The organism is Porticoccus sp. GXU_MW_L64 (assembly GCF_052983295.1).
This window is the reverse complement of sequence record NZ_JBRKJK010000004.1, coordinates 184833-209162: the sequence shown is the minus strand read 5'-3', so window position 1 is coordinate 209162 and position 24330 is coordinate 184833. Positions and strand designations below refer to the sequence as shown.

The 24330-nt window shown below is 56.4% G+C and carries 20 protein-coding genes; 8 read left to right on the top strand and 12 right to left on the bottom strand.

All coding sequences use genetic code 11. From position 1 onward, the window contains the following. The first annotated feature begins 84 nt into the window (after nucleotides 1-84). Together ACVBEJ_RS04140 and ACVBEJ_RS04135 are read left to right on the top strand one after the other, a co-directional pair. Nucleotides 85-1206, top strand: a complete 1122-nt coding sequence (locus tag ACVBEJ_RS04140; protein WP_447128337.1) for a phosphoserine transaminase — start codon at nucleotides 85-87, stop codon at nucleotides 1204-1206. Between the two features lie 131 nt (nucleotides 1207-1337). Further along, nucleotides 1338-2507 (top strand): phosphoglycerate dehydrogenase, encoded by a 1170-nt coding sequence (locus ACVBEJ_RS04135; RefSeq protein WP_447128336.1) that lies wholly within the window; start codon nucleotides 1338-1340, stop codon nucleotides 2505-2507. A gap of 118 nt (nucleotides 2508-2625) precedes the next feature. On the opposite strand, the gene ACVBEJ_RS04130 is transcribed toward ACVBEJ_RS04135, so the two are convergent. The 3 genes from ACVBEJ_RS04130 to ACVBEJ_RS04120 all read right to left on the bottom strand — a co-directional run bounded on the left by ACVBEJ_RS04130 (nucleotide 2626) and on the right by ACVBEJ_RS04120 (nucleotide 8374). After that, nucleotides 2626-5271 carry an ATP-binding protein gene (locus tag ACVBEJ_RS04130; protein WP_447128335.1) on the bottom strand — a complete coding sequence of 882 codons (2646 nt, stop codon included), beginning with the start codon at nucleotides 5269-5271 and terminating at the stop codon, nucleotides 2626-2628. Nucleotides 5272-5285: 14 nt separating this feature from the next. After that, entirely contained in the window at nucleotides 5286-6209 is a 924-nt protein-coding gene (locus ACVBEJ_RS04125) for an ABC transporter substrate-binding protein (RefSeq protein WP_447128334.1), read from the bottom strand. A gap of 122 nt (nucleotides 6210-6331) precedes the next feature. Then, nucleotides 6332-8374: a TonB-dependent receptor plug domain-containing protein gene (locus ACVBEJ_RS04120; RefSeq protein WP_447128333.1), complete on the bottom strand. Its 2043-nt coding sequence runs from the start codon at nucleotides 8372-8374 to the stop codon at nucleotides 6332-6334. Between the two features lie 136 nt (nucleotides 8375-8510). On the opposite strand from ACVBEJ_RS04120, the gene pdxH reads away from it, so the two are divergent. After that, nucleotides 8511-9149, top strand: coding sequence for a pyridoxamine 5'-phosphate oxidase (gene pdxH, locus ACVBEJ_RS04115; protein WP_447128332.1), 639 nt, complete (start codon nucleotides 8511-8513; stop codon nucleotides 9147-9149). Nucleotides 9150-9273: 124 nt separating this feature from the next. Here the strand turns inward: pdxH and recG are convergent, their stop codons facing one another. Then, a complete protein-coding gene (recG, locus tag ACVBEJ_RS04110; RefSeq protein ID WP_447128331.1) occupies nucleotides 9274-11367 on the bottom strand; it encodes an ATP-dependent DNA helicase RecG in 2094 nt (697 codons plus the stop codon). Between the two features lie 14 nt (nucleotides 11368-11381). After that, a complete protein-coding gene (locus tag ACVBEJ_RS04105; RefSeq protein WP_447128330.1) occupies nucleotides 11382-12302 on the bottom strand; it encodes a LysR substrate-binding domain-containing protein in 921 nt (306 codons plus the stop codon). Between the two features lie 69 nt (nucleotides 12303-12371). Here ACVBEJ_RS04105 and ACVBEJ_RS04100 point away from each other — a divergent pair, with 69 nt between their 5' ends. From ACVBEJ_RS04100 to ACVBEJ_RS04085, 4 genes are read left to right on the top strand one after another with little or no spacing between them, the layout of a single operon-like run. After that, complete coding sequence (locus ACVBEJ_RS04100; RefSeq protein WP_447128329.1) at nucleotides 12372-13229, top strand: NAD(P)H-binding protein; 858 nt, start codon at nucleotides 12372-12374, stop codon at nucleotides 13227-13229. After that, nucleotides 13229-13459: a hypothetical protein gene (locus ACVBEJ_RS04095; RefSeq protein ID WP_447128328.1), complete on the top strand. Its 231-nt coding sequence runs from the start codon at nucleotides 13229-13231 to the stop codon at nucleotides 13457-13459. The genes ACVBEJ_RS04100 and ACVBEJ_RS04095 overlap by 1 nt, the downstream gene beginning before the upstream one ends. Then, the gene (locus tag ACVBEJ_RS04090; protein ID WP_447128327.1) at nucleotides 13452-13904 is read left to right on the top strand and encodes an N-acetyltransferase family protein; all 453 of its coding nucleotides are present in this window, start codon (nucleotides 13452-13454) and stop codon (nucleotides 13902-13904) included. Before ACVBEJ_RS04095 ends, ACVBEJ_RS04090 begins: the two co-directional genes overlap by 8 nt. Continuing rightward, the gene (locus ACVBEJ_RS04085; RefSeq protein ID WP_447128326.1) at nucleotides 13897-14466 is read left to right on the top strand and encodes a DUF4136 domain-containing protein; all 570 of its coding nucleotides are present in this window, start codon (nucleotides 13897-13899) and stop codon (nucleotides 14464-14466) included. Before ACVBEJ_RS04090 ends, ACVBEJ_RS04085 begins: the two co-directional genes overlap by 8 nt. Nucleotides 14467-14500: 34 nt before the next feature. On the opposite strand, the gene ACVBEJ_RS04080 is transcribed toward ACVBEJ_RS04085, so the two are convergent. From ACVBEJ_RS04080 to rpoZ, 5 genes are all read right to left on the bottom strand, one after another. Further along, nucleotides 14501-16012 (bottom strand): PepSY domain-containing protein, encoded by a 1512-nt coding sequence (locus tag ACVBEJ_RS04080; protein WP_447128325.1) that lies wholly within the window; start codon nucleotides 16010-16012, stop codon nucleotides 14501-14503. Between the two features lie 145 nt (nucleotides 16013-16157). Next, nucleotides 16158-18257 carry a TonB-dependent receptor family protein gene (locus ACVBEJ_RS04075; protein ID WP_447128324.1) on the bottom strand — a complete coding sequence of 700 codons (2100 nt, stop codon included), beginning with the start codon at nucleotides 18255-18257 and terminating at the stop codon, nucleotides 16158-16160. A gap of 297 nt (nucleotides 18258-18554) precedes the next feature. Further along, nucleotides 18555-18938 carry a RidA family protein gene (locus tag ACVBEJ_RS04070; protein WP_447128323.1) on the bottom strand — a complete coding sequence of 128 codons (384 nt, stop codon included), beginning with the start codon at nucleotides 18936-18938 and terminating at the stop codon, nucleotides 18555-18557. 9 nt (nucleotides 18939-18947) lie between these two features. After that, nucleotides 18948-21062 carry a RelA/SpoT family protein gene (locus ACVBEJ_RS04065; RefSeq protein ID WP_447128322.1) on the bottom strand — a complete coding sequence of 705 codons (2115 nt, stop codon included), beginning with the start codon at nucleotides 21060-21062 and terminating at the stop codon, nucleotides 18948-18950. A gap of 28 nt (nucleotides 21063-21090) precedes the next feature. After that, nucleotides 21091-21399: a DNA-directed RNA polymerase subunit omega gene (rpoZ, locus tag ACVBEJ_RS04060; protein ID WP_447128321.1), complete on the bottom strand. Its 309-nt coding sequence runs from the start codon at nucleotides 21397-21399 to the stop codon at nucleotides 21091-21093. A gap of 309 nt (nucleotides 21400-21708) precedes the next feature. On the opposite strand from rpoZ, the gene ACVBEJ_RS04055 reads away from it, so the two are divergent. Beyond that, on the top strand, nucleotides 21709-22578 hold the full coding sequence (locus ACVBEJ_RS04055; protein WP_447128320.1) for an ATP-grasp domain-containing protein: 870 nt from the start codon (nucleotides 21709-21711) through the stop codon (nucleotides 22576-22578). A gap of 9 nt (nucleotides 22579-22587) precedes the next feature. On the opposite strand, the gene gmk is transcribed toward ACVBEJ_RS04055, so the two are convergent. Together gmk and ACVBEJ_RS04045 are read right to left on the bottom strand one after the other, a co-directional pair. Beyond that, nucleotides 22588-23211 (bottom strand): guanylate kinase, encoded by a 624-nt coding sequence (gene gmk, locus ACVBEJ_RS04050; RefSeq protein WP_447128319.1) that lies wholly within the window; start codon nucleotides 23209-23211, stop codon nucleotides 22588-22590. Nucleotides 23212-23275: 64 nt separating this feature from the next. Next, on the bottom strand, nucleotides 23276-24139 hold the full coding sequence (locus ACVBEJ_RS04045) for a YicC/YloC family endoribonuclease (protein WP_447128318.1): 864 nt from the start codon (nucleotides 24137-24139) through the stop codon (nucleotides 23276-23278). Nucleotides 24140-24330 lie beyond the last annotated feature (191 nt).

Genomic DNA, 24330 nt, shown 5'->3' with positions numbered 1-24330 from the left:
GGGTTTTTTTATATAGTAGCGCCCTCAAATTACACGGCATCGACCGCCTTTCCTTATTGTCATTCTTTCACCACAGGTACAACCATGAAGCCCAGCCTGAAACCGGCTAACCCCAATCTTTCCTCCGGCCCCTGTAGCAAACGTCCCGGATACGATGTGGCGTCTCTCGATCTTCGCACCCTGGGCCGCTCCCACCGCTCCAGTATCGGCAAGGCAGTGCTCCAGCAGGCCTGTACCGATACCGCAGAAATCCTCGGCCTGCCAGAAGGTTACCGTGTGGGTATTGTCCCCGCTTCTGACACCGGTGCAGTGGAAATGGCATTGTGGTCACTGCTGGGCTCGCGTCCGGTGGATGTGATGGCCTGGGAATCCTTTGGCAGTGGTTGGCTCACCGACATCACCAAACAGCTGAAACTGGACAAGGTAAACGCCCTGACCGCGGATTACGGCCAGTTGCCTGATGTCAGCCAGGTAAATCCGGATCACGACCTGGTATTTACCTGGAATGGCACCACCTCCGGGGTGAAAGTACCCAACGGTGACTGGATTGCCGATGATCGCGCTGGCCTGACCATCTGCGACGCCACCTCAGCGGTTTTCGCCCAATCATTGCCCTGGCAGAAGCTGGATGTGGTGACTTACAGCTGGCAGAAAGTGCTGGGCGGTGAAGGTGCCCACGGCATGCTGATTCTCAGCCCCCGCGCTGTGCAGCGGTTGGAGAGCTACACACCGCCCTGGCCGCTGCCAAAAATTTTCCGGCTTACCAAAAATGGCAAACTGATCGATGGCATCTTCAAGGGCGCCACCATCAATACGCCCTCCATGCTGGCCGTGGCGGATTACCTGGATGCCCTGCAATGGGTGAAATCACTGGGTGGCGTGGAGGCGGCTATTGCCCGCTCCGAGGCTAATTTGGCGGTGGTGGAAGATTTTGTAGCGCAACACGACTGGATCGACTTTCTCGCCGCTGACAAGTCCATTCGCTCCAATACCAGCGTGTGCCTGAAGCTGGCTCTGCAGGCAGACCAGGTGAAGGCTCTGGTGAAACTGCTGGATGACGAAGGGGTTGCCTACGACATTGGCTCCTACCGCGATGCCCCGGCGGGCTTGCGCCTGTGGTGTGGTGCCACGGTTGAGGCGGATGATCTCAAGGCGCTGATGCCCTGGATAGAATGGGCTTATCAGCAGGTTAAGTCAGCAGCGTAAATAACTGCTTTTATGTCATTCTGAGCGCAGCGAAGAATCTCACTGTAGCTTGAATAATGAGATCCTTCGTTCCACCCAGGATGACAGAGGCATGTAAGGCATTACCGAATTAATTTCTCTGAGTAAACACTATGTACAAAGTTCGCACCTACAACCAGATATCCGCCAAGGGCCTGGATCAATTCCCCCGTGATAATTACGAAATCGCCAGCGAGTTTGCCACGCCGGACGCCTTTATGTTGCGCAGCCAGAAGCTGCACGATATGGAGGTGCCGCAGAGTGTGCTGGCCGCCGCCCGCTGTGGTGCCGGGGTGAATAATATCCCCGTAGACCGCTTCAGCGAGCAGGGTATCGTGGTGTTCAACACCCCCGGCGCCAACGCCAATGCAGTAAAAGAACTGGTGATTGCCGGTATGTTGCTGGCGTCTCGCGATATTGTTGGCGGCATGAATTACAGCCAGAGCCTGACCCACATCGACGATGCCGGGGTAATGTCGAAAGATGTGGAAGCGGCCAAGAAAAACTACGCCGGTGGGGAAATTTCCGGCAAGACCCTGGGTGTTGTGGGTTTGGGGGCAATTGGCTCCATTATCGCCAACACCGCCCTGGAGCTTGGCATGGATGTGGTGGGCTACGACCCGGCCATTTCCATCGAGGCGGCCTGGAGCCTGTCGAGCCGGGTGGAGCGCATGGAAAATCTGCAAGCGCTGTTGTCCCGTTCCGATTTCATCACCCTGCATGTACCGGCAATTGAGGCCACCCATCATCTGATGAATGCCGAGATGTTGCGCTGCTGCAAACCCAATGCGGTAATACTGAACTTTGCCCGCGAGCAAATCGTCGACGAGCAGGCCTTGGTAAGCGCCCTCGACAACGGCCAACTGGGTAAGTACGTGGCGGACTTCCCGTCACCGCTGCTGCTGGGTCGCGACAACGTATTGTTGTTGCCTCACCTGGGGGCCAGTACTGCTGAAGCCGAAGAAAATTGCGCGGTTATGGCAGCGGACCAACTGATGGACTTCCTCGAGAACGGCAATATTCTCAACTCCGTCAATTTCCCGAAAACCCGCATGAGCCGCAATGGTGGTCACCGCATTACTTTCTGCAACCGCAATGTGTCCGGTGTGTTGGGACAGGTGTTGTCGCTGCTGGCGGATCGCAATATCAATGTGATTGATATGGTCAACAAGAGCCGTGGCGATGTGGCTTACAGCATCATTGATCTGGAGCAGCAGCCCGGAGACGAACTGATTGCCGCCATTGCCGATATCGACGAGGTGGTTCGGGTCAGAGCGCTGTAGCTGGCTTTTTGCCCTGTCATTGCGAGGAGTTTTTTGTAAAACAAAGGCGATGCGACAATCCCCATAGGGCCATCGCCTGCTCCCCGGCTCCTCTGCCACTTTAACTGAGGTCGCCGCGCTACGCTCGCGATGACGAAGTGCTGGTGGATTGTTCTTCCAAATGTTCACACTCCGCCTGCAATTCTTGCAGAGCGGTCATGGCCTGTGAATGGCGCTGGTTTTTGATGGCCCGGTGCAGGTTCGCCACTTTGACTTCCAGCTCCGGCAATTTGAAGATGCCGGCAATGCCTTTCAGTTGATGTACGGGATCGCCGGCTTCTTCCATACGCTCATGCTGGCAGGCCTCGGCAGCCAGTGATACCAGTCTTTTTACTTCTTCAATAAACTCGCCCACCGGAATTTCATCGCTCAGTTTCTTGCTGGGCAGTGGCGCGGTCGGGTCGATATCCGGACGGCAGTGACGCAGAATTTGTCGCAATAATTGTTCTTCGTCCACCGGTTTGAACAGCAGGTCGGTAATGCCCGCTTGTTTCAACGCCAGTTTTTCCTGTTGCAGTACATCGGCGGTGATGGTGATGATGGGCGTTGTGTTGTTGGCGCCGGCTCCGGTGCGAATGGCGCGCACGGTCTCGACACCGCTTTTTTCCGGCATGTGGATGTCCACCAGCATGATGTCGAATTTGTCGTCTTCGCAAGCGGATACGGCCTCATTACCGTTGCTGGCGGTTACGCAAAACGCCCCTTCCCGGGACAGTAACAATTTGAGAAATTCGCGGGTAAAGCGGTTGTCCTCGGCAATTAATATGTTGAGCCCGCCCAACAGTTTTTGCCCCACGGCGCTAATAACCAGGTCATCCGGGCGGCGTTCCAGCAGTTGCTTCAGGGCCCGGTGCAGAGACAGTTGGGTGGCGGGCTTGTCCAGCACCTTCATGGTTCGGGATTGTGGCTGGCAATAATCCCGGCGGCAGGATTCTGGCTCGGCAGAGAGAATCAACAGGGGAACGTCGCAGGTTTTTTGAATCTGATCCAGATACTGGTAATTGATGTGGCAGTCGACACTGCTGGGCAGGTTGACCACCAGTGCATCCAGCGGCATGCCTCTCAGAGATTCCAGAGTGTCTATGGTGACCAGTTCGGCGCTGAAACGGCACAAACTGTGGGTAACTGCCTGCCGCGACAGGTCGTGCCTGTCTAACAGGCCGATGCGGGCATTGATATTGGGCGGGTCTTTTTCTACCGCGGTGGTGGGCAGGGTAAGGGCGATGTGGAACACCGTGCCCATGCCTTCGGAGCTGTCCAGGCGAATACTGCCACCCATCAAATCCAGCAGGCTTTTGACAATGGACAGCCCGAGGCCTGTGCCACCGTAGCGGCGGGTGATGGATGTATCCACTTGGGAAAATGCGTCAAACAAGCTGTTGCGGCGACTCTCCGGTATGCCGATACCGGTATCGCTGATGGTGAGGCTGAGTTCGCTGTAGCCATCATCCTTTGGGGTGGCACTTACGGCGGCGCGCACAAAGCCTGTATTAGTGAACTTGACCGCGTTGGTGATCAGGTTAATCAGTATCTGGGAAACCCTAAAGTGGTCCCCCACCACCATGCTGGGGACTTCCGGGGAGATATCCAGAATCAGTTCCAGTTTTTTATCTCTGGCCGACAGCGCTTGCTGGCGCACGGACTGTTCCAGGGTTTCGATCAGGTGGAAGGGTTCGGCTTCCAGGGTGATGGCGTTTGCCTGTAAACGACTGTAGGCGAGAATATCGTCGATCAGGTTGAGCAATTGGCTGGAAGACTGATTGATGATGGTGCAGTAATTGCGTTCGGCATCGCCGAGCTCGGCGTCGTGCAGCAGCCGTGTAAAGCCCTGAATGGCGGTAATGGGGGTGCGCAGTTCGTGACTCATGCGCGCCAGAAAATCGCTTTTGGCCTGGTTAGCGGCTTCTGCAGTTTCCCTGGCCTGGCGCAGCTCAGTGTTTTTTTCGCGCAGGTCTTCCAGCGCCCGCTCCAGTTTGGCGGTGGCCTGACGCACTTTGCCTTCCAGGTTGCTGCGGCCTTCAGCCACGGATTTTGCCAGCAGGTTGATGCCCTGGGCCAGGCGTGCCAGCTCTACGGTTGAAGTCTGCTCAGCGCGGGTTTCCAGGTCGCCCGCCTCCATGGATTTAACGGTTTTTGTCAGTTGCAGCACCGGGTTGACGATGGTGCGCCCCAAAAACAACGCCAGCAGGCCGGCAATCATCAGCCCGGCAACACCCAAGCCAATACCGGTCATAACTATGGCTTGTTGCTGGCGGTGAATATCGGTGGTGTCAAAGCCGGCGATCACCCAGCCGATAACGCGCCGCTGCGAGGAGTCCCCCTCTGGATAATCACTGACATCCAGTTCGGTGAGGAATACCGGTCGTTGCAGATAGAGCAATTGCTCCCCCTGGTGCTTGCCCAGAAAGCGCATTTGCAGCAGTGGGTCGGGAATCACAAAACCGCTGGAAGATGCCAGAGGCAGGCGGTCTTCACTGAGAAAGGAAATCCCGGCGAGATTCGGGAATTTCAGGTTATTGGCCAAATTTGCCAATTGCTCGCGATTGCCCGCATAGAGTTCCAGCTCGGCGCTGGCGCCGAGGAATTGCGTACTGATGTTGCCCGCCTGCTCGAATTGTTTTTGCGAGTCCTGGTGGCGGGTTTGCACCAGGTAGGTGGTGAGTAACACCGTCACCAGCACCAATGGCAGCACCGCTGCCAGGGTGAAGCGCATGCCGATATTCATGTTGACGAGCCCCTTCATCGTTCTGGTCCGGGGTTCGAGGCGGCATCCATGGCTTGTTTAACGGCAATTTCCAGCTGGCGGTCGCCGGGTAAATGAACGCCCAGTGAGCGCGCCACATTGGGGTTACTTTTGATGGTGAAATGGTTGGGGTAGCGAGCGGCAGGCAGTGGTTGTGCGGGGGAGTTCAACCATTGGCTGATCAGATCACCGGTGTCGCGGCCAATATTTTCCGGGGTTGAGTAGATGGCGGCCAGTGCGCCGGCATTGACGTAACTGCCGGAGTAGGCGATCACCGGAATGCGCTGGCGTATGCTCAAATGCAGCAGGGTTTTGGCGACACTTTTGTTGAGCTCCGCTTTATCCGGATTGACCAGAAACAAATCGCTGGCGGAGACAATGGGTGACAGGGATTGGTGGTGGCTGGTGGTGCTGTCGAGTGTGGTGTGCTGCAAGCGCAACTGATATTGCCGGGCCAGTTGCTGGATATTTGGCAGCAGCTGGGTGGACTGTGGGCCCACAGCGGTGCCCAGTGTTTTGGCATTGGGGGCAACCACATTAATCAACGCAAAATAGCGGGACATGGGCTGATCGAAAAATACCGCCGAGGTCGCCGGTGCCGACGTTGGACGGTCGCTTCTTTGCAGGGTGCTCCAGTAGGCGCTGCTGGGCAAAAAGGTGCACAGCAGGGGTGTTTGTTGGGCGCGCTGCATGGCCTGTTTGCAGGCTGTTGAACCCACGGCTACCAACAGGTTGCTGTTTGTTGCAGGCCAGTTGCCCTGGTCGACGACGGTCAGCGTGAAGCGGGTGTCGGGGTGAGTGTTATTGACCACGCTCTCAATGTGCAGAGCGGCTTTGCGGTAGTAGCTTTTTTCGCCGGACAGCAGCAACTCAACCGTTGCATCGGCACGAGCAAATGAAGCGCACAACAGCAGGAGCACAAGCCACAGTGGGGCAGTGTACCGATTGTTGTCCTGTTTAGTATTTATTCCTTCCATGATCCCTGTACGCTAACAGCAGCGGTAGGCAGTATACCTTGATGTTTTCCATATCGACATCCGCTTTATTCAAGGTGCAGCTTAAATTCCAGGAAGTACCGGGAATGAAAGCGATTGTTCTGGTTGAAGTCCGGGTAGCTGCCAGCGCCGATGTTCTGCGCTACCAGGGAAATCGTACCGTCCACGGTACCCAGTGACAGCTGGTAACTGAGCTGGGCGTCCCAGCGGGTGAATGAGCTGTGTTGTTCACCGCCGCCACGCCATTGCACATCGTCCTGAAAGTACAGGGTAGTGCTGGCACTGAATTTGTCGTTTAACCGCTTGCCAAACAGCAGGCTGGCGGTGTGGGTCGGGTTGGTGTTTTCCAGTGGCACGCCAAAAGGCGTATCGGCGCCACTCAGGTCGGTATAGGAATACTGTGCCGCCAGCAGGGTTTTTGCGTCTGGCTGGTATTTCAGCTGCAGCTCAATGCCTTTGCGGTCGCTGAAAAAGATATTGTCGATCACGGCGATATTGTCGTCGTCGGACAATGGGCTGGTGACGATGGGCTCTTCCCGCTGTTCCAGGCCGTCGCGAATTTGTTCCAGGTAAACCCGCGCATCCAGGGTAAAGCCGCTGTTGGGGAAGTTGGCAATGTAGCCAATATCGAAACTGTTGAGCTTTTCCTCCCGCAGGTTTTCACCGGCGCGGCGGATGGCCACCAACAATTGATCGCTGACAATGTCCACGTTGAATTCATTGGCCTCCAGCAGCGACGGCGAACGGTTGCCCCGGGCTGCGGTAAAGCGCAGGCTGTGGTTGCCATCAATCAGATAGTTCACTCCCAGCCGGGGTGATGCAATGGTGCTGATGATGTCGTTGTGTTCAACAATGGCTCCGGCGTTGACAATCCAGCGCTCAGCCGGCTGCCATTCGAGGTTGCCAAACAACCGGTAACTGTTTTGGGACACCTGCTCGATGGGCTCCAGCAGTGCTTCGGCGTCGATCATCTCCCGGCGCATGCCCGCGCCCCAGGCCATCCGAAGCTGTTGGTTAATGTTCACTTTGTGGCTCAGTTCAATGTCGTAGCGCTCGGTTTCAATCTGGCGAAAACCGCCCACCAGCAGGCCGTCTTCAATACCAAAGTTGTCCAGCAGGGCAATGGCTGTGGCACTGTCTGGTGCCAGCCCGCCGGCCACCGCCAGCTCTGAGAGAAGGCCAATTTCCGCACTGTTATCACCTTGCAGGCGGTTGTGGTAGAGGTGCAGTTCCAGTTCGTCATTGCCTGCAAGCAGGCGTTGCCACTTGATGGATTGAAAACTCTGGTTGAAGTCCGCCGTGGCGAACGCATTGAGATCGTCAGAATCACCAAAGCCAGTGGCATTGTTGCTGTGACCAAGATGGAATTCCACGCTGTCGCTACTGCTGGCGTTGTAGGTGGCGCGCAGCTCTGTGTGGCGCAGGTTCTGGCCGTCGTCATCGGGGCCTCTGGGAAGGTCGGTAAAACCGTCGTTCTCCTGGAAACCCAGCGACCAGCGGTAATTGAATTTGCCAAGGCTGCCGTTAAAACGCGCCGAGCTTTCCCGCGTGCCACGGGAGCCCACCGTGGCACGCAAGGTTGTGCCCTGATCCTGAAGGGCATCGCGGGTAATAATATTGATGGCGCCCATAAAGGCGTTGGAGCCATCGCTGGGGGCGTTGGTGCCACGGATTATCTCGATGCGCTCAATATCGTCCAGCTCAATGGCCAGGGAGTTCCAGTTCACCGCCGAGAACAGCGGGTCGTACACAGAGCGGCCATCCACTCTCACTTCCATGTGGTTGGGTAATTCGCGGCCAATACCGTGGTAACTGATGCCAAAACGGTTGCCGTTAACCGAGTACGCCTGCATGCCCGGTACCAGGCGAAACAGATCAGTCCAGTTTTGCGCCCCGGAGAAGTCGATCATCTGGCGGTCGATCACCGTAACGCTGGCCGGAGCTCGCGTCAGTAATTGGTCGATGCGGCTGATAGCGGTGACGATGGGCAGGTCAATATAGAGATCGCCCTCGGTAATGGAGTCGTCGCTTGCCCAACTGGAGGAGCTGCCAATAAAAGCGGTGAGTAGCAGAGAGGTTGTTTTTTTCATGGTGCCATACGCCCTGGAAATAACACATCCATGCGAATGCTCCTGAAGCCATTCTAACCTTCGGTAGCTTTATTGGAAACAGGCGCTAAACTTCCGGGAGGCCCTATTCAAGACAACCCATTCTTTGGAGCAAAGTATGGCGCTGGAAAGCGAACGCCGGGAATACCAATTTGGCCGGTTGACTCGAGAGAGTCTTGCCGAATGCCCGTTCCGACAGTTTGAACACTGGATGCAACAGGCTCTGGAGTCCGACATCAAAGACCCGACCGCGATGTGTGTGGCCACCGTCGGTGCCGACGGACGCCCCTGGCAGCGCATGGTCTTGTTGAAAGCATTTAATGAGCAAGGCTTTGTGTTTTACACCAATCTTGGCAGTCGCAAGGCCAGGGAGATTGCGGTCAACTCCCAGGTGAGCCTGCACTTTCCCTGGGTGCGGCTGGACCGCCAGGTGATTGTCGGCGGCCGTGCCGAGCCGCTGTCGAAAACCGAAGTGCTGAGTTATTTTTTAAAGCGTCCCGCTGAAAGTCAGCTGGGTGCCTGGGCTTCCCGACAAAGTACCCCCATCAGTTCCCGGCAGATACTGGAAGCGGAATTTCAGCGCTTGAAAGCCAAATTTTCCAAAGGCGAAATCCCATTGCCGGATTTCTGGGGTGGCTTTCGGGTAGTGCCGGATTCCATCGAGTTCTGGCAAGGCGGCAACCGGCGGTTGCACGACCGGTTTTATTATCAGTTGGATGAGAATGGGAAATGGGGGGTTGAGCGGTTGGCGCCGTAAAATTAGCGACGGGCAGCGAGTAGTCCGTAGGGTGGATTAGCGCAGCGTAATCCACCAATTTGTTATATCGCGGTAATTGTTGGATTACGCCTTTGGCTAATCCAACCTACGATCTGCCCGCAGCCTACACGTTGCCATACCGCGCCGCCCCCGGTAGCCAGCGGTTGATCAGCGCTTCTGCCAGCTCCGGATGGTTGGCCAGCAGTTGCTGGGCGCTGCTGCGCAGGTTGGTGATCAAGTGGGCGTCTCGCTGCAGGTCGGCGATGCGCAGGGAAATGTCGCCGGTCTGCCGGGTGCCCAGCACTTCTCCTGGTCCTCTTAATTCCAGGTCTTTTTCGGCGATGCGAAAGCCATCGTTGGTTTCGCGCATAATTTTCAGCCGCTCCACGCCGTTGTTGGACAGTGGTGTGCCGTACAGCAATACGCAGTAGCTGGCGGCGCTGCCTCTGCCCACACGCCCCCTCAATTGGTGCAGTTGTGCAAGGCCCAGGCGCTCCGGGTTTTCAATCACCATCAAGCTGGCGTTGGGCACATCCACACCCACTTCAATTACGGTGGTGGCCACCAGCAGATCGATATCGCCGGCTTTGAATGCCGCCATCACTTGTTCTTTTTGTTTTGCTTTGAGTCGACCGTGAATCAGGCCGATGGCCAGTTCCGGCAGCAGCAGTTGCAATTCATCGGCAGTAGCTTCGGCGGCCTGGGCTTCCAGTACATCGGATTCTTCCACCAGTGTGCACACCCAATAGGCCTGGAGGTTTTGCTGGCAGGCCTGGCGTACCCGTTCAATAATCTGTGGGCGGCGGCTGTTGGCGATGGCCACGGTTTCCACAGGCGTGCGCCCCGGTGGTAGTTCGTCAATGACTGAGCAATCCAGGTCGGCGTAGGCGCTCATGGCGAGGGTGCGGGGAATGGGGGTGGCGGTCATAACCAGTTGGTGAGGTTGCTGCCCGGGCTCTCCCTGGCCTTTTTCCCGCAAGGCCAGACGTTGATGCACCCCAAAACGGTGCTGCTCGTCGATTACAATCAAACCCAGATCGTGAAATTCCACATCGTCCTGAAACAGGGCATGGGTACCCACCACCAGCCCGGCGCTGCCATCGGCAATGGCATTTAATTGTGCCTCCCGGCCCTTGCCTTTCAGTTTGCCGGTGAGCCAGGCGATGCGAATGCCCAGCGGGGCAAACCAGTTTTCAAAACTGTTGCGGTGCTGCTCGGCGAGTATTTCTGTGGGTGCCATAATAGCGGCCTGCCTGCCACTGCCCACCGCTGCCAGGGCCGCCAGTGCCGCGACCACGGTTTTGCCGGAGCCCACATCCCCCTGCACCAGCCGCAACATGGGTTGGGGTTTGGCCAGATCGGTGTTGATGTCGTCCAGCACTCGCTGTTGTGCACCGGTGAGTGCAAACCCCAACTGTTGCATAAACTGCCCGACTAATTTTGCCGACGCCGTCAATGGTGTTGCGCCGAAACTCTGTATCCGCTGCCGCAGTTGCAGCAAGCTGAGGTGGTGGCTGAGCAATTCTTCAAAGGCCAGGCGTTGTTGAGCCGGGTGCTGGCCGGCGGCCAGTTTGTCCAGCGCTGCACTGGCCGGTGGTTGGTGCAGGTAGTGCAGCGCCTCCGCCAGTGAGTGCCCGTTGTGCGGTGCCAGTTCTTGCGGCAGTAACTCCTGAAGGTTGTGGGAGGTAATCAGCGCCAGCCCTTGATTGGCGAGGGAGCGCATGCGCTGTTGAGTCAAACCCTCGGTAGCCGGGTAAATGGCGGTGAGGTGTTGTTCCAGTTTGACCGGCTGTGCTTCTGAAAGAAGTTGATATTCCGGATGGTACATTTCCAATCCGGAGCTGCCCCGGCGCACTTCGCCATAACAGCGAATGCGCTGGCCCGTTGCCAGGTTGTTGCGCTGTGCGGCGGAAAAGTGAAAAAAACGCAGGGTGATGGTGCCGGTGTTGTCCTGCACCCGGCACATCAGGCTGCGGCGTTTGCCAAAAACAATATCAGTGGCTTTGACTTCGCCTTCAATCACAACATCACTGAATGGCTGTAGCGCACCGATGGGGCTGATTCGGGTGCGATCCGTATAGCGGATCGGCAGATGAAACAGCACATCCTGAACAGTGCGGATGCCCAGCTTGTGGAGTTTTTCCGCGAATGCCTGGCCGACTCCGTGGAGCGCGGTAACCGGGGTTTTGTCCAGGGGTTTGGCGAGTGTGATGGCCATGGTGCGTGCCCGATTCAGGTCATATCGATGTTGGGCAAGGGACTTTTCTGGATGGCATTGCGCAGCGCATCAATGGCTTTGTGGCGGGGGAAGCTGGCGCGCCATGCCAGGGCTGCGGTGCGCGATGGGCAGATGCCGGTGAATGGCCGGGTGATCAGGGTACCCTCGTAAGACGGGCTACCCAGCGCCGCCGACATGGGCAGCACGCTGACTCCAAGGCCGGTAGCCACCATATGGCGCAGGGTTTCCAGGGAGCTGCCCTCGGTGTGGGTGCGAATGCTGGAATCATCCTGAGTCTGGTTGATATTGGGCATGGCTTCCAGCACCTGATCCCGGAAGCAATGTCCTTCGCCCATTAGCAATACGTTTTCTTTGTCGAGGTCGGCGGGGCTGACAGATTTTTTACTGGCCAGCGGGTGATTTTTGGGTAACAGCGCCACAAAGGATTCGGTGTACAGGGGTTGGGTGACCACATCCGGTTCGGTAAACGGCAGGGCGACAATAATCACATCCAGTTCGCCGTTGCGCAGGCGCTTGCGCAAACTGGCGGTGTAGCCTTCCTCTACCACCAGGGGCATTTGCGGCGACAGTTCCTGCAACTGGGGAATAAAGTGTGGGTACAGGTAGGGGCCAATGGTAAAGATGGCACCCACGTGCAGGGGGGTGTTTAACTGGTCGCGCCCGGCACTGGCAATGTCGCTGATGGCGGAGGTCTGTTCCAGTACCCGCTGGGCCTGAACCACCACCTTTTCGCCCGTGGGGGTTGGACGCACGCTGTTTTTGGAGCGCTCGAACAGCTCCACTTCCAGCTCCTGTTCGAGCTTTTTCACCGCGATACTCAAAGTGGGCTGGCTGACGTGGCAGCGGTCGGCGGCGCGGCCAAAATGACGTTCCTGGGCCAGTGTCACGATATAGCGCAATTCTGTTAAGGTCATGGGGTTGTTCCTTGTACGGTGCGAAAAGAATGCTGGCACCTTGGTGTTAATAGCCAAAGAGTATTACATTTGAATAAACAATTGAAACTATTGTTGTTGGGTTACGGCGATATCGCCCGCCGTTTGGCCGCTCGCCTGTCTGCCGAACACTACGACGTTACCGGCGCCCGACGTACAGCGCTGCAGGGTACAAACTTTCCGGTATTGGCTGCGGACGCCACCAATAGGGACGATATGTGTGATTTGATGGCCCTCGGTTTTGATGCGGTGGTGGTTACCATGACCCCCGGCCAGCGCAGCGAAGCGGCCTATCGAAACAGCTACCTGAAGGCTGTGGAGACGTTGTTGCAGTCTGCCGAGGCAAACGCCATACACCCACTGGTGTTGTTTGTATCCAGCACCAGTGTTTATGGTCAGAATAACGGCGACTGGGTGGATGAAGGCTCCCCCACCGAACCTGGCAATTATTCCGGGCAGGTGATGCTGGAATCCGAGCGCCTGCTGCAAAACAGCGGCCTGCCCAACTGCATTGTGCGCTTTTCCGGTATCTACGGCCCTGGTCGCACTGGCCAGTTAACGGCGGTGCGCAAGGGCAAGCCCCTGACTTGTCCCCTCGGCTGGACTAACCGTATTCACAGCGACGACTGTGCCGGAGTGTTGGCTCACCTGTTGGAAAAACACCGCAGCGGTGATACTTTGGAGCCGGTTTATCTGGCCAGCGATTATCAGCCAATCAGCCAGTGGCAGCTGCGCTCGTTCCTGTGCGATTTACTGGAACAGGAGGCTCCCGCGCCCCCTGCAATGGAGCGGCCGGCCAGCGGCAAGCGCTGTGACAACAAGCTACTGCTAACGAGCGGTTATTGCTTTAAATATCGAGATTATCGAGCTGGCTATGGCGAGTTGATACAACAAGTTGAGGAAAATTAATGTCTGGACAAGGTTCTGGTGGCAATGTGCTCGCTGCTATTTGCAATGTGTTTATCCCCGGTCTGGGGCAGTTGGTGCAAGGCCGGCTTGGAGCCGCTGTTTTGTTTTTTGTGTTTGTGGCGGCGGGTTATGCGTGCTGGTTTTTGTTCTTCCCCTGGGTTATCGCGGCTATTTTGCACATTTGGTGCATTATCAGTGCCGCTCGCTTTACCCCTGAAAACAGTGGTTAGCATACGCCTGGCCAGCGAGGGAGATCGCGATAATCTGGTGGCCTTTAATTGCGCCATGGCGCTGGAAACAGAGGGCAAAACACTGGATCGCGACACAGTGACCGCCGGGGTTGCCACTTTGCTGCAGCGCCCGGAGATGGGCTTTTATCTGGTTGCTGAGCAGGCTGGCGAGGCGCTGGCGTCGCTGATGGTAACCAGTGAATGGAGCGATTGGCGCAATGGCCTGTTTTGGTGGATTCAAAGTGTGTACGTGTCGCCCCGACATCGCCGCCGCGGGATTTACCGCCAGCTCTATCAGGCGGTTCAGCAACGGGCCAGTGAGCAAGGCGATGTCTGTGGTTTTCGCCTCTATGTGGAAAAGCACAACCGGCGGGCGCAACAAACCTATCGGGCACTGGGCATGGAAGAAACGGTCTATCAGATGTATGAGCAAGCCCATGCCTGAAAGCAAATACACCATGTTATTGCGTTTGTGTCTGCCCCTCCTGCTGTTGCTGTCTGCCTGCCATCAGGTGCCGGTGCAGAATGTGCAGGGCTCTGTGGAGGATGTATCGCGCTTTGCGGATTATCGTTGGGCCTGGCCTGCGCTCGAAACCGGTGGCCGCCATGATCAGGATTTGCTGTTGCAGGATCGACTGGTGAGAGAATCTGTAAATCGGCAGTTGGCAGCACTGGGTTTGACACAAAAAAATACCGATCAACCCGCAGCACTGGTAGTGGATTACCGACTGCTGTTTGCCCCGGAACAATACGCCAACCTGGACCAGCCTCAGGGCGGCTGGGTATGGAGGCGCAACCAGAACGGGGAATTACAACGCAGCCGGGTAGATCCAGACGCCACCATTACTCTGGACAGAATGACATTGCAGATCAGTGTGCTCAACCGCGACAAGACTCGGACGATCTGGAGCGCAGAAGGAGAAGAATTGGTCAGCCACGAACACCCGCCAGAAGAAATGGCCAAGGCTATTGTCAAGGTGGTGCAGCGGTTGTTTAAAGGTTCTTGAGTAAGCGGTTAAGCTCGATCTTTGGAGCACCAATTCAGGGGCCGCATGTCGCACGTGCGGCCCTGCGGGTTTTACTCCGTCGGACAAGATAAATTTTCAACCCGAACAATGCTGCAACCAAAGCCGCAACCAAAGTCACCACAATCAGCATGTCCCGCCACTGACGGCCCAACAGGGGTCGCAACAAATTCCATTTGTGCAACAGCGAAAACGACCAGGATTCCATGCGGTCGATGGCGCGATTTTGGTCTACCAATACACTGCTGGCGGGGTCGATAAAAAGGCGAGTGCGGTATTCATCCGCCAAATCCAGCTGCCACACGGGTAAGCGCTTGTTGCGGAAATCGTAATTGGGGCCAAAGCGAGTGACCAGGGTTTGCTGCTCCACTGTTGGCGGTACATCGAACTGTTGATTTAGCAGGGCGATGGCCTGTGCTTTGTCGGTGTGATCCAGCAGTTGGCCACTGTGAGCATTGATGTACAGCGCCGATTTTTCGGTGGGCGCCCCGCCAAAGCGTTGTTTGCGCTGTGCAATGCCGGTAGCCACTTTTGGCGGCTGGGCAATACTCAATCGATAGCTGTGGGTGGGGGTCTTTACCAGCGCCAGGGCATTGATGGCATCTGCCTGTTGAAGACTTGCTTGCAGATTCGTCTGGCGCGCTTCCCGGTCAGCATTTGCCGTCAGCCAGTTTTGCAGGTTCACCGGCTGCGCCAGCTTTACCCCGGAAACCGGCTGTACATACTGGGCTTGCAGCAGGTGGTAAAAACCACTGGCAGACCAACCCAGCAATGGCAGCCACAACACATAACTGGCCCAGCGGTGCCAGCGGCGGTTGCGGTCGGGTATGCGCCGCTTGGGGAGCTTGACCACCAACAGTAAACCGGTGACGGCCATGGCCAGCAGGGTGAGCATCAAAAAAGCGATTATAACCACCCTGCCGTGACCGCTGACGTCCAGCCAACTCCAGGTGTGCAGTGCCTGAAAGACTTTTTGCAGGGATTCCTTGAAGGGGTTGTTGATGGCGGCCAGAGCGCTGTTTTCGGTGTACACAAACAGAGAGACACTGTCGCCGCCTTGCCCCATGGTGACTTTGTACACCGGCAGCAAGCGGTTGACGCGCGGATAGTCGCTGGAAAATTCGCTGCGAAATTCGACGTCCTGCACCTGCGCTATCGGTCGGCCACTGTAATAGCTGGCCAGCCATTTGGCTTGCTCCACATCCTGATGGGCTATTTCCTGAGAGTCTGCCAGGGCGAAGTAGCGCCGGGGGGTGGTTTCGTTTTCGGTGACTTGCAACAGCGGCCCGGCAGCGCCGGGTACCAGTTTGGCCACTGCCGCCTGCTGCAAATTATGCTCACGAATAATTTTCTCAATCCGATTAACCTGCTCCGCCTGCAACTGGAAGCGCGGTGGAAACATCTTGCTGGCCTGGGGGCCAAACCAGGCCATAATCGGATGGGTAATACCGGAAATGGCCCAGCACAGAATGGTCGCCAAACCGAACCACATCAGCCGGTTGTGCCACTTCAAAAGCTGCTTGCTCACAATCTACATACCACCGATCTCGAAGGCGTAAGCCCGTTATTGCCTGCTGTGACCGTGGCCAGCATGGATGCTGGCGACGAGCCCCCAGGGATGGGTTTACGGCGTGTCACAGCAGGCAATGCCGGGCTTGCGCCTGACACGTTAATCAAAAGTCCAACGCAACCCCAATATACGCAGAACGCCCTTCCCCCGGCGTAAACACGTTTTGATTGCCTTCTGTAGCAAGATTGGCCACGGTGGACACGTTGGAGATAAAGGCCTCATCCGTCAGGTTTTCCGCCGAGGCAAATACCCGCAGCGATGGCGTGATATTCCAGCCAGCAGTCAGCCCCAGCAATTGATAACCCGGCGCTTGCGCGCTGTTGGCAAAATCCACCTGAGCGCCGTTGGCGATATGGCGGAAGTTGAGCCCGGCGTACCAGTTGTCGTTGTGATCAAGACGCAACTCGCTCACGTAAATGGCCTCCGGCACACCGGCCAAGGTGTTGTTGCCATACACCGGGTCGTTGTCGAACTGGAAACGGTTGTAGGTAAGGATATTGCGCCAGCGCAGTTGCCAGGGGCCGTTGCTGTTGCTGAGCAAATTCAGGTCTATCCCAAGCTCCAGCCCCTGATGAATGGTGTCGCCAAGGGCGTTGTCGGTATTGGTAACGGTGCCGGCGCCAAACCCCGGCGCGGCCACATCAATAAACTCGTTTTCAATGGTGCTGTGATACAGCGCCGCGTCCCAGGCAATCGCCTTGTAATGGCCGCGAGTGCCCACTTCCACAGTGGTGGATTGCTGTGCCAGCAGCGGCGTAAAGTCCAGCGCACCGCCGGAGGTAATATCGGTAATACCCGGTGGTTCATACCCTTGGCTGATATTGGCGTAGTGTTGAATATTGTCCTGCGGTGCCCACAACACACCGATACGGGCGTTGGTGCTGTTAAAACTCAGAGAACCGGAGTCGTCTGGCAATGGGCCAAAACGACCGATGCCGAACTGGTGGCGGTTGGTGCGTTTGGCGTCTACGTATTGCAGGCCCAAAATCAGGTGCCACTGCTCGCTTAAGGCGGTATCCGCCTGGGCGAACAGGACTGTATTTTTGGCACTCTGGTGGTCGTCGCTGGTGAGGTTGCCCGGCTGCCCCAGGTCGTTGGCAAACACCCGGGCATCGTTGTCGCTGGTGGCGTAGTTCAGCCCCAGTGTCCACTCTGTGTCCCGTTCGGCGATAGTGGTCTCCCCCTGCCACTGGGCGGACAGGCCATATTCCATTTCCCGTTGGTCGATAATACCCACAAAGGGAGTGATGGCGTGGTCCAGTATCCGGGACGCGGCCCACAGGCCCAGCTCCAGCTTGCTGTTGTCAAAGGCAATAGCGGTGCGGTTGGCCAGGCGGTATACGTTGAGGTTGCGGTCTTGATCAAACGTAATGTTGCTGCTGCCCGCCCGGGTGGGGTTTTGCAGGACATCTTGTCGGGACAGAGCGCCCGCCAGCTCGAAGTCGTCTTGCAGAGCGGTGAGGTAAAAGCGGGTTTCCACATCATCGCTCAAGCGAATACCCACATTGCCAAAGCTGTAGATGCTGTCCACGGCGCTGTGGTTGCGAAAGCCGTTGGAATCCAGTTTGGTTACAGCGCCATAGTAATCCAGGGTGTCGCTACGGCCGGAAGTGTTAATGCTGGCGCGACGGGTGCCAAAAGAGCCCCCTTCCACTCGCAGGTGGGTGCCGCTGTCCCGGGTTCTGCCGGTGGGAGTGACGATATTGATGGCACCGCCCAGCGAAGCGGCACCGTAACGCAGACCGTTGGCGCCTTTGAACACTTCGATGTATTCAATGGACAGGGGGTCGATTTCCTGAAATTCGGTAATGCCGCTGGCGCGGGAAATGGGTACGCCATCCCGCAATACCGTCAGGCCACGGCGCTCAAAGGTGGCGTTGAGGCCGGAACCGCGAATGGAAATGCGGTTTTCCCGCTGGGCGGAGGTGTCGGCAAATACACCGGGGGTAAATACCAGAGTGTCGCCAATGCTTTGAGTGAAGTTGTCCAGAAAATCGTCTGCGGTGACAAAGCCGATGGCGCCGGGGACTTTTTGCAGCTGCTTGAGCGATGCCAATGCGCTGATGGCACTGAGGCTTTGATTGTGCTGGCCACTGACGACAATTTCCTCAATGGCACCTTTCTGGCCGAGGCCGGAGGCAAAGCTGTTACTGGCTGCACAGCCAAGTACAACCGCTGTCCATAGGGCAGGTCGGTTTGGCATGTTGGTACTCTCTTGAATGGGGGTTCGGGGATGATGAGAGAGTAAAGAAAAGTGGTGGTTTTGGGGATGCGACAAATTGTCGCAGCGTTATTGCCGGGTTAATAGTTTGACGTTGGATGTTCGACGTTTGACGAAAAACCTTGACTCGGCAGTGATGCGGGGCATCACCGTAACGTCCAACGTCCAACGTCCAACGTCCAACGTCCAACGTCCAACGTCCAACGTCCAACGTCCAACGTCCAACGTCCAACGTCCAACGTCCAACGTCCAACGTCCAACGTCCAACGTCCAGTGTCTTTAAACCACCAAAATCCCATCCATTTCCACCAGTGCCCCCTTGGGCAGTTCTTTTACGCCAATGGCGGCGCGGGCGGGATAGGGCTCTTGAATGTGGCGGCCCATGGCTTCGTTGACGGCGGCAAAGTTGCTCAGGTCGGTAAGGAAGATGTTCAGCTTCACAATCGACTGCAGGCTGCCGCCAGAGGCTTCGCACACCGCCGCCAGGTTTTTGAATACCTGCTCCACCTGGGCTTCAAAGCCCCCTTCCACCATCTCCATGGTTTCTGGAATCAGGGGAATCTGGCCGGACAAATATACGGTATTGTTTATTTTTACCGCCTGGGAATAGGTGCCAATGGCAGCGGGGGCGTTATCGGTGTGAATAATGGCTCTATTGGGCATGGGATTTTCCTAGTTTTTCATTCGAGTAACACGCCGCACAGCGTTCAGGCTGCGGATGCGGCGCAGGATGTTGGCCAGGTGAAGACGGTCGCGCACCCCCACCACTACTTTGATGGTGCTTACCTGCACACTCTGATCGTTGATGGAAATTTGGTCGATGGTGGCATCCTGTTCGGTGATGCGCGCCGCCAGGGTAGCGACAATGCCCCGTTCCGAGGCGACTTCAATCTGGCATTCCACGGCAAATTCCCCCTTTACCTGGGGCGACCATTTCACCGGCATACTCTTTTCCAGGTTGTCGCGGATGTTGGCCAGGTTGCGGCAGGACTCCCGGTGAATCACCAGCCCGCGCCCGGAGCTGAGATGGCCGAGAATCGGGTCGCCGGGAATGGGGCGACAACAACGGCCATAGCTGATGAGCATGGTTTCGTTAGTGTCCAGTATCACCGGCGAGCCGATATTGGCCTGCTCTTTTTTACGTTTGGAGGGGGGCAGCATCAGGTTGGCCACCGCAAACGCCATGCGCTCGCCGAGGCCAATCTGTTGCAGCACAAACTCAAAGCTGGGGGCATCAGTGGCTTTTAGCAGGCGTTTGATCCAGGATTTGCGAATTTCCGGGTAACTGCTGCCAAAGTTTTCCAGCGCTCGGTCCAGCAGTTTTTTGCCCAGGGTGACGGATTCCTGATGCTCCTGCTTTTTAAGGAAGTGGCGCACCGCGCTGCGCGCTTTGGCGGTGATCACAAAGTTGAGCCAGGTGGGGTTGGGCTGCGCGGATTTGGCGGTGATGATGCGCACCTTCTGGCCGCTTTGCAGGGGCTCCGACAGAGACGCCAGGTGGCCGTCCAGTTCGCAGGCAATGCAGCGGTTGCCCACGTCGGTATGCACCGCGTAGGCGAAGTCCACCGGGGTGGCACCGCCGGGCAGCTCGATGATTTTGCCCTTGGGGGTGAACACGTAAATTTCGTCCGGGAACAGGTCGGTTTTTACGTGCTCGATAAATTCCAGCGGGTTGCCCGCGTGCTGTTGCAGTTCCAGCAAGCCCTGCACCCAGCGGCCAGCCCGGGAGTGGGTGCTGAGAGGGGTTTCGTCGTCGCTGGCCTTGTAGAGCCAGTGGGCGGCGATGCCGTAGTTGGCCATGGCGTCCATGTCCCGGGTGCGAATTTGCACTTCAATGGGTACGCCGTGCATGCCCACCAGAATCGTATGCAGAGACTGGTAGCCATTGGCTTTGGGGATAGCTACGTAGTCCTTGAATTCCCCAGGCACCGGTTTGAACAGGTTGTGCATCAACCCCAGTACCCGGTAGCAGTTGTCGACACTGTCTACCACAATGCGGAAGGCGAATACGTCCATGATCTCCTTGAACGATTTCTTCTTCTGCACCATTTTTTGGTAGATGCTCCACAGGTGCTTTTCCCGGCCATTCACCTCGCTGGCAATCTGTTCTTTTTCCAGCTCCAGCTCGATGGTTTGTTTGATTTCCGACAGCAGTTCCGTACGGTGGCCGCGGGCGGCCTTGCGCGCTTCGCGCATGCGCCGACTGCGCAGCGGGTGCAGGGCGTCAAAGCCCAGCTCTTCAAATTCCACACGGATGTCGTTCATTCCCAGGCGCTGGGCAATGGGGGCGTAGATCTCCAGGGTTTCACGGGCGATGCGGCGCTTCTTATTGGGGTTGAGTACGCCCAGTGTGCGCATGTTGTGCAGGCGGTCAGCCAGTTTGACCAGTACCACGCGAATGTCCTTGGCCATGGCCAGGGTCATTTTCTGAAAGTTTTCCGCCTGCTGTTCGGCCTTTGAGGAAAATTCGATTTCGGTGAGTTTGCTGACCCCGTCCACCAGTTCGGCAACGGTTTTACCAAAGCGGCGGCTGATTTGCCCTTTGGTGGCACTGGTGTCTTCGATCACATCGTGCAGCAGAGACGCCATCAGGCTTTCGTGATCCATGTGCATATCCGCAAGGATATGGGCCACGGCTACCGGGTGGGTGATGTAGGGATCGCCGCTCTGCCGATACTGGCCCTGATGACACTGTTCGGCAAAGCGGTAGGCGCGAATGACTTTTTTTACCTGGCTGGCTTCCAGGTAGGAGGAGAGTTTACTGCTTAGCGGGTCAATCAGAGACAACGCCGTGCTCCCCATGGGCTATTGGGCCTTATTCGGCAGTATTGGTAACTGCAGCAGGATCCGTTTCTTGCGCCAGTGTGTCGGTCATACTCTGAGTCAGTGTGTCCAGGGCCAGCAAGTCGTCTTCGCTGGTTTCTTCCTGGGCGAGTATGTCGGCGGTAACGATGCCCTGTTCAATTTCCCGCAGCGCAACCACGGTGGGCTTGTCGTTTTCCCAGGCCAGCTCCGGCTCTTTGCCACCAACAGAAATCTGGCGCGCGCGCTTGGCGCCAACCAGAACCAGTTCAAAACGGTTGTCTACGTGATCGAGACAATCTTCTACAGTAATACGTGCCATAACTTGTTTCCGTCAAAAATTCATGTCCTGCCGGTTTTCCGGGCAGAACGGGCAATTGTATAAAATTTCACGCCCCGGACTCAATCACCAGAGGCGCTTTTTTCAATGTGATTTGGTGATTGCGGGCTTGTGTATGTGGAGCAAGGCAGTCGATTACCGTTGCGGCCAGCCTGCTATAATGGCGCCGCTTTGTTGCGGGAGGCGGCGAAGGTTCCTGGTAGATATTTAATTTAATTCTGTTGATTTCACTGGCTTGTGGGCACTGCGCCCGGCGAAACTAACCAAGCGTTCACTATTCAGGGGATTTTTATGACCAAAACCGTATATCTTGTGAATGGCGCAGAGGCGTACTTTCGCGGCAAGTTTGCCGTCGCTGCCATTAACCTGAACATTCCCCATGACTATATCGATCTGACGGAATGTGTTTTCTTTGTCGATGGCAAAGAGACTTATTTATATCGGAATAACCAGAAAATCGAACCATCGGAAGGCTATTTCTTTATTCGCAAAAAATCCCAAGACAGCTATTACTGCTATCTGCTCGCTGAGTTCCTGGCCCAACACCAGGCGCCTTTCTCAGACCCCTGCAATCGCCTGCATACCGAACCAGACATCAAGTTTTCCCAGCTTTTGCGCCTGACAAAACAGGGAATACCCTTTCCCGAATCCTATATTTGCCGCCCGTACTCCTTTGATTTGCATCGGGATATGATCACAAACCGGCTGGGGTTTCCCCTGGTGGTGAAGCGCGCTGGCGCCCGGGGTGAGGCGGTATGGCTGGTTCGCACGGAGGAGGAGCTCAATGCAAAACTGAAGGAAGAACCCTTTGAAGTACATATCCTGCAACAGTTTATTGCCAATGAAGGGGATATTCGCGTTATTGTTTTTGAAGATAAAATCATAGGCGCCATGACCCGCAGCTCGGCAGATGGCTTTGCCAATACGTCTTACGATGCGGTGCTTGAGCATACGCAGCTTTCCGATCAGGAACGGCAACTGGCACTGCTGGCCAGCCGCAAAGCGGGCCTCGACTTTGCCGGTGTGGACATCGTCAAAACCGACAGTGGTTTAAAAGTGTGGGAGATCAACAAAACCCCCCAGCTGGACCGCTTTATTCCGGCCACTGGCATCCCGGCGCTGGAACAGATATTAGAATATATAAAAGACAAGTATTTGTGATCGCGCTGATTAACCATGTTGGCACAGCTTTTTCAGCACCTCCTGGTAGCGAAGCTGTTGTTGGCTGAGGCGCAGGCGCTGGCATTCAATAATGGCCTGTAGTTGTTCCAGGGCGATATCAAAGTCGTCGTTGATAACAAGGTAATCCGCTTCCGGGTAGTGGGACATTTCGCTGTCTGCCTCGGCCATGCGCTTTTCGATAACCGCGTTATCGTCCTGGCCGCGGCCGGTGAGCCGTTGACGCAGTGCTTCCCGTGACGGTGGGAGAATGAAAATACCCACGGTATCGGGCATTAACCGACGCACCTGTTCGGCACCCTGCCAATCGATTTCCAGAATCACGTCTGTTCCCGATGCCAGGGTATCTTCAACCCACTGCTGGGAGGTGCCGTAATAGTTGCCAAAGACCTGGGCGTGCTCCAGAAAGGCGCTTTGCCCCAGCATGTGGATAAATTGCTCGGTGCTGACAAAGTGGTAGTTCACGCCATCTTGTTCGCCGGGGCGCATGGCACGGGTGGTGTGGCTGATGGAAACCTGCAACTGCTGGCAGCGTTCCAGCAGGGCCGCTACCAGGCTGGTTTTGCCAGCACCGGAAGGGGCGGAAACGGTGTATAAGGTGCCGCGTGCGGACATGGATTGGTTCCTGTAGTTGTTCTTCGTCATTCCCGCCTTCGCGGAAATGACGGCTTTGGGGCAATTATTCGATATTCTGGATCTGTTCGCGCATTTGCTCAATCAGCACTTTCAACTCCACGGCGGAGTTGGTGGTGCTGGTGGCGTTGGATTTGGATGACAGGGTGTTGGCTTCGCGGTTGAGTTCCTGCATCAGGAAATCCAGGCGACGACCAATTTGGCCGGGCTGTTCGAGGATATGGCGAATTTCACTCAGGTGGGCTTCCAGGCGGTCCAGTTCTTCGTCGACGTCGGCTTTTTGAGCCAGGTGCACCAATTCCTGCTCTACCCGGTCGTTATCGATGTCGCCTTTCAGCTCTGCCAGCTTGTCGTGAATTTTTTGCCGTTGTGCGGCCATTAACTCCGGCAGGCGGGTGCGAACTGTTTTAACTTCTATTTGAATACTGTCGAGCCGTTGTTCCACCATGGCCCTCAGCTTATCCCCTTCGCGCTCGCGTACGGTACTCAACTGTTGCAGCGCTTTGTTGAATAATTCTGTGACCGCCTGTTTCAGTGTATCCGCATCCACCTCCGGTTCCCGCAGCACTCCGGGGTGGCGCAGTACGTCCAATGGCGACACCTGCGCCGGGTTGGGCATCATGGCGGCGATCTGCTGGCTGGCGTCCACATAGCGTTTGGCCAGGTCGAGGTTCAGGTCGACAGACTGATTGCTGTTTTCCAGTTGCAGTTGCAGGTAACAGCCCACTTTGCCTCTGTGTAATTGCTTGCGGGCCTGCTCTCGCAGATTCATTTCCAGCTCGCGCACGGTTTCCGGCAGGCGCACATCCAGCTCCAGGTGGCGGTGATTCACAGAGCGGATTTCCCAGGTGATATTGCCCCAGTCGTGCTGGGATGACTGGCGGGCAAAGGCGGTCATACTGCGGGGCATGGTTTTCTCTGATAATTCGGTGATTGGGTGGTGTATGGTAGCGGTCTTGATGGCTCGGTGCTATGGGGGGGAGGCTTCGAGCAGACTTTACCAATGACCGGGGTATGAGATTTTTCGCTGTCGCTCAGAATGACAGGTAATGGCTCGGGTCAGCTCGCAGCCAGTAGCCCGAAGCCCGCTGCTTTTATGTA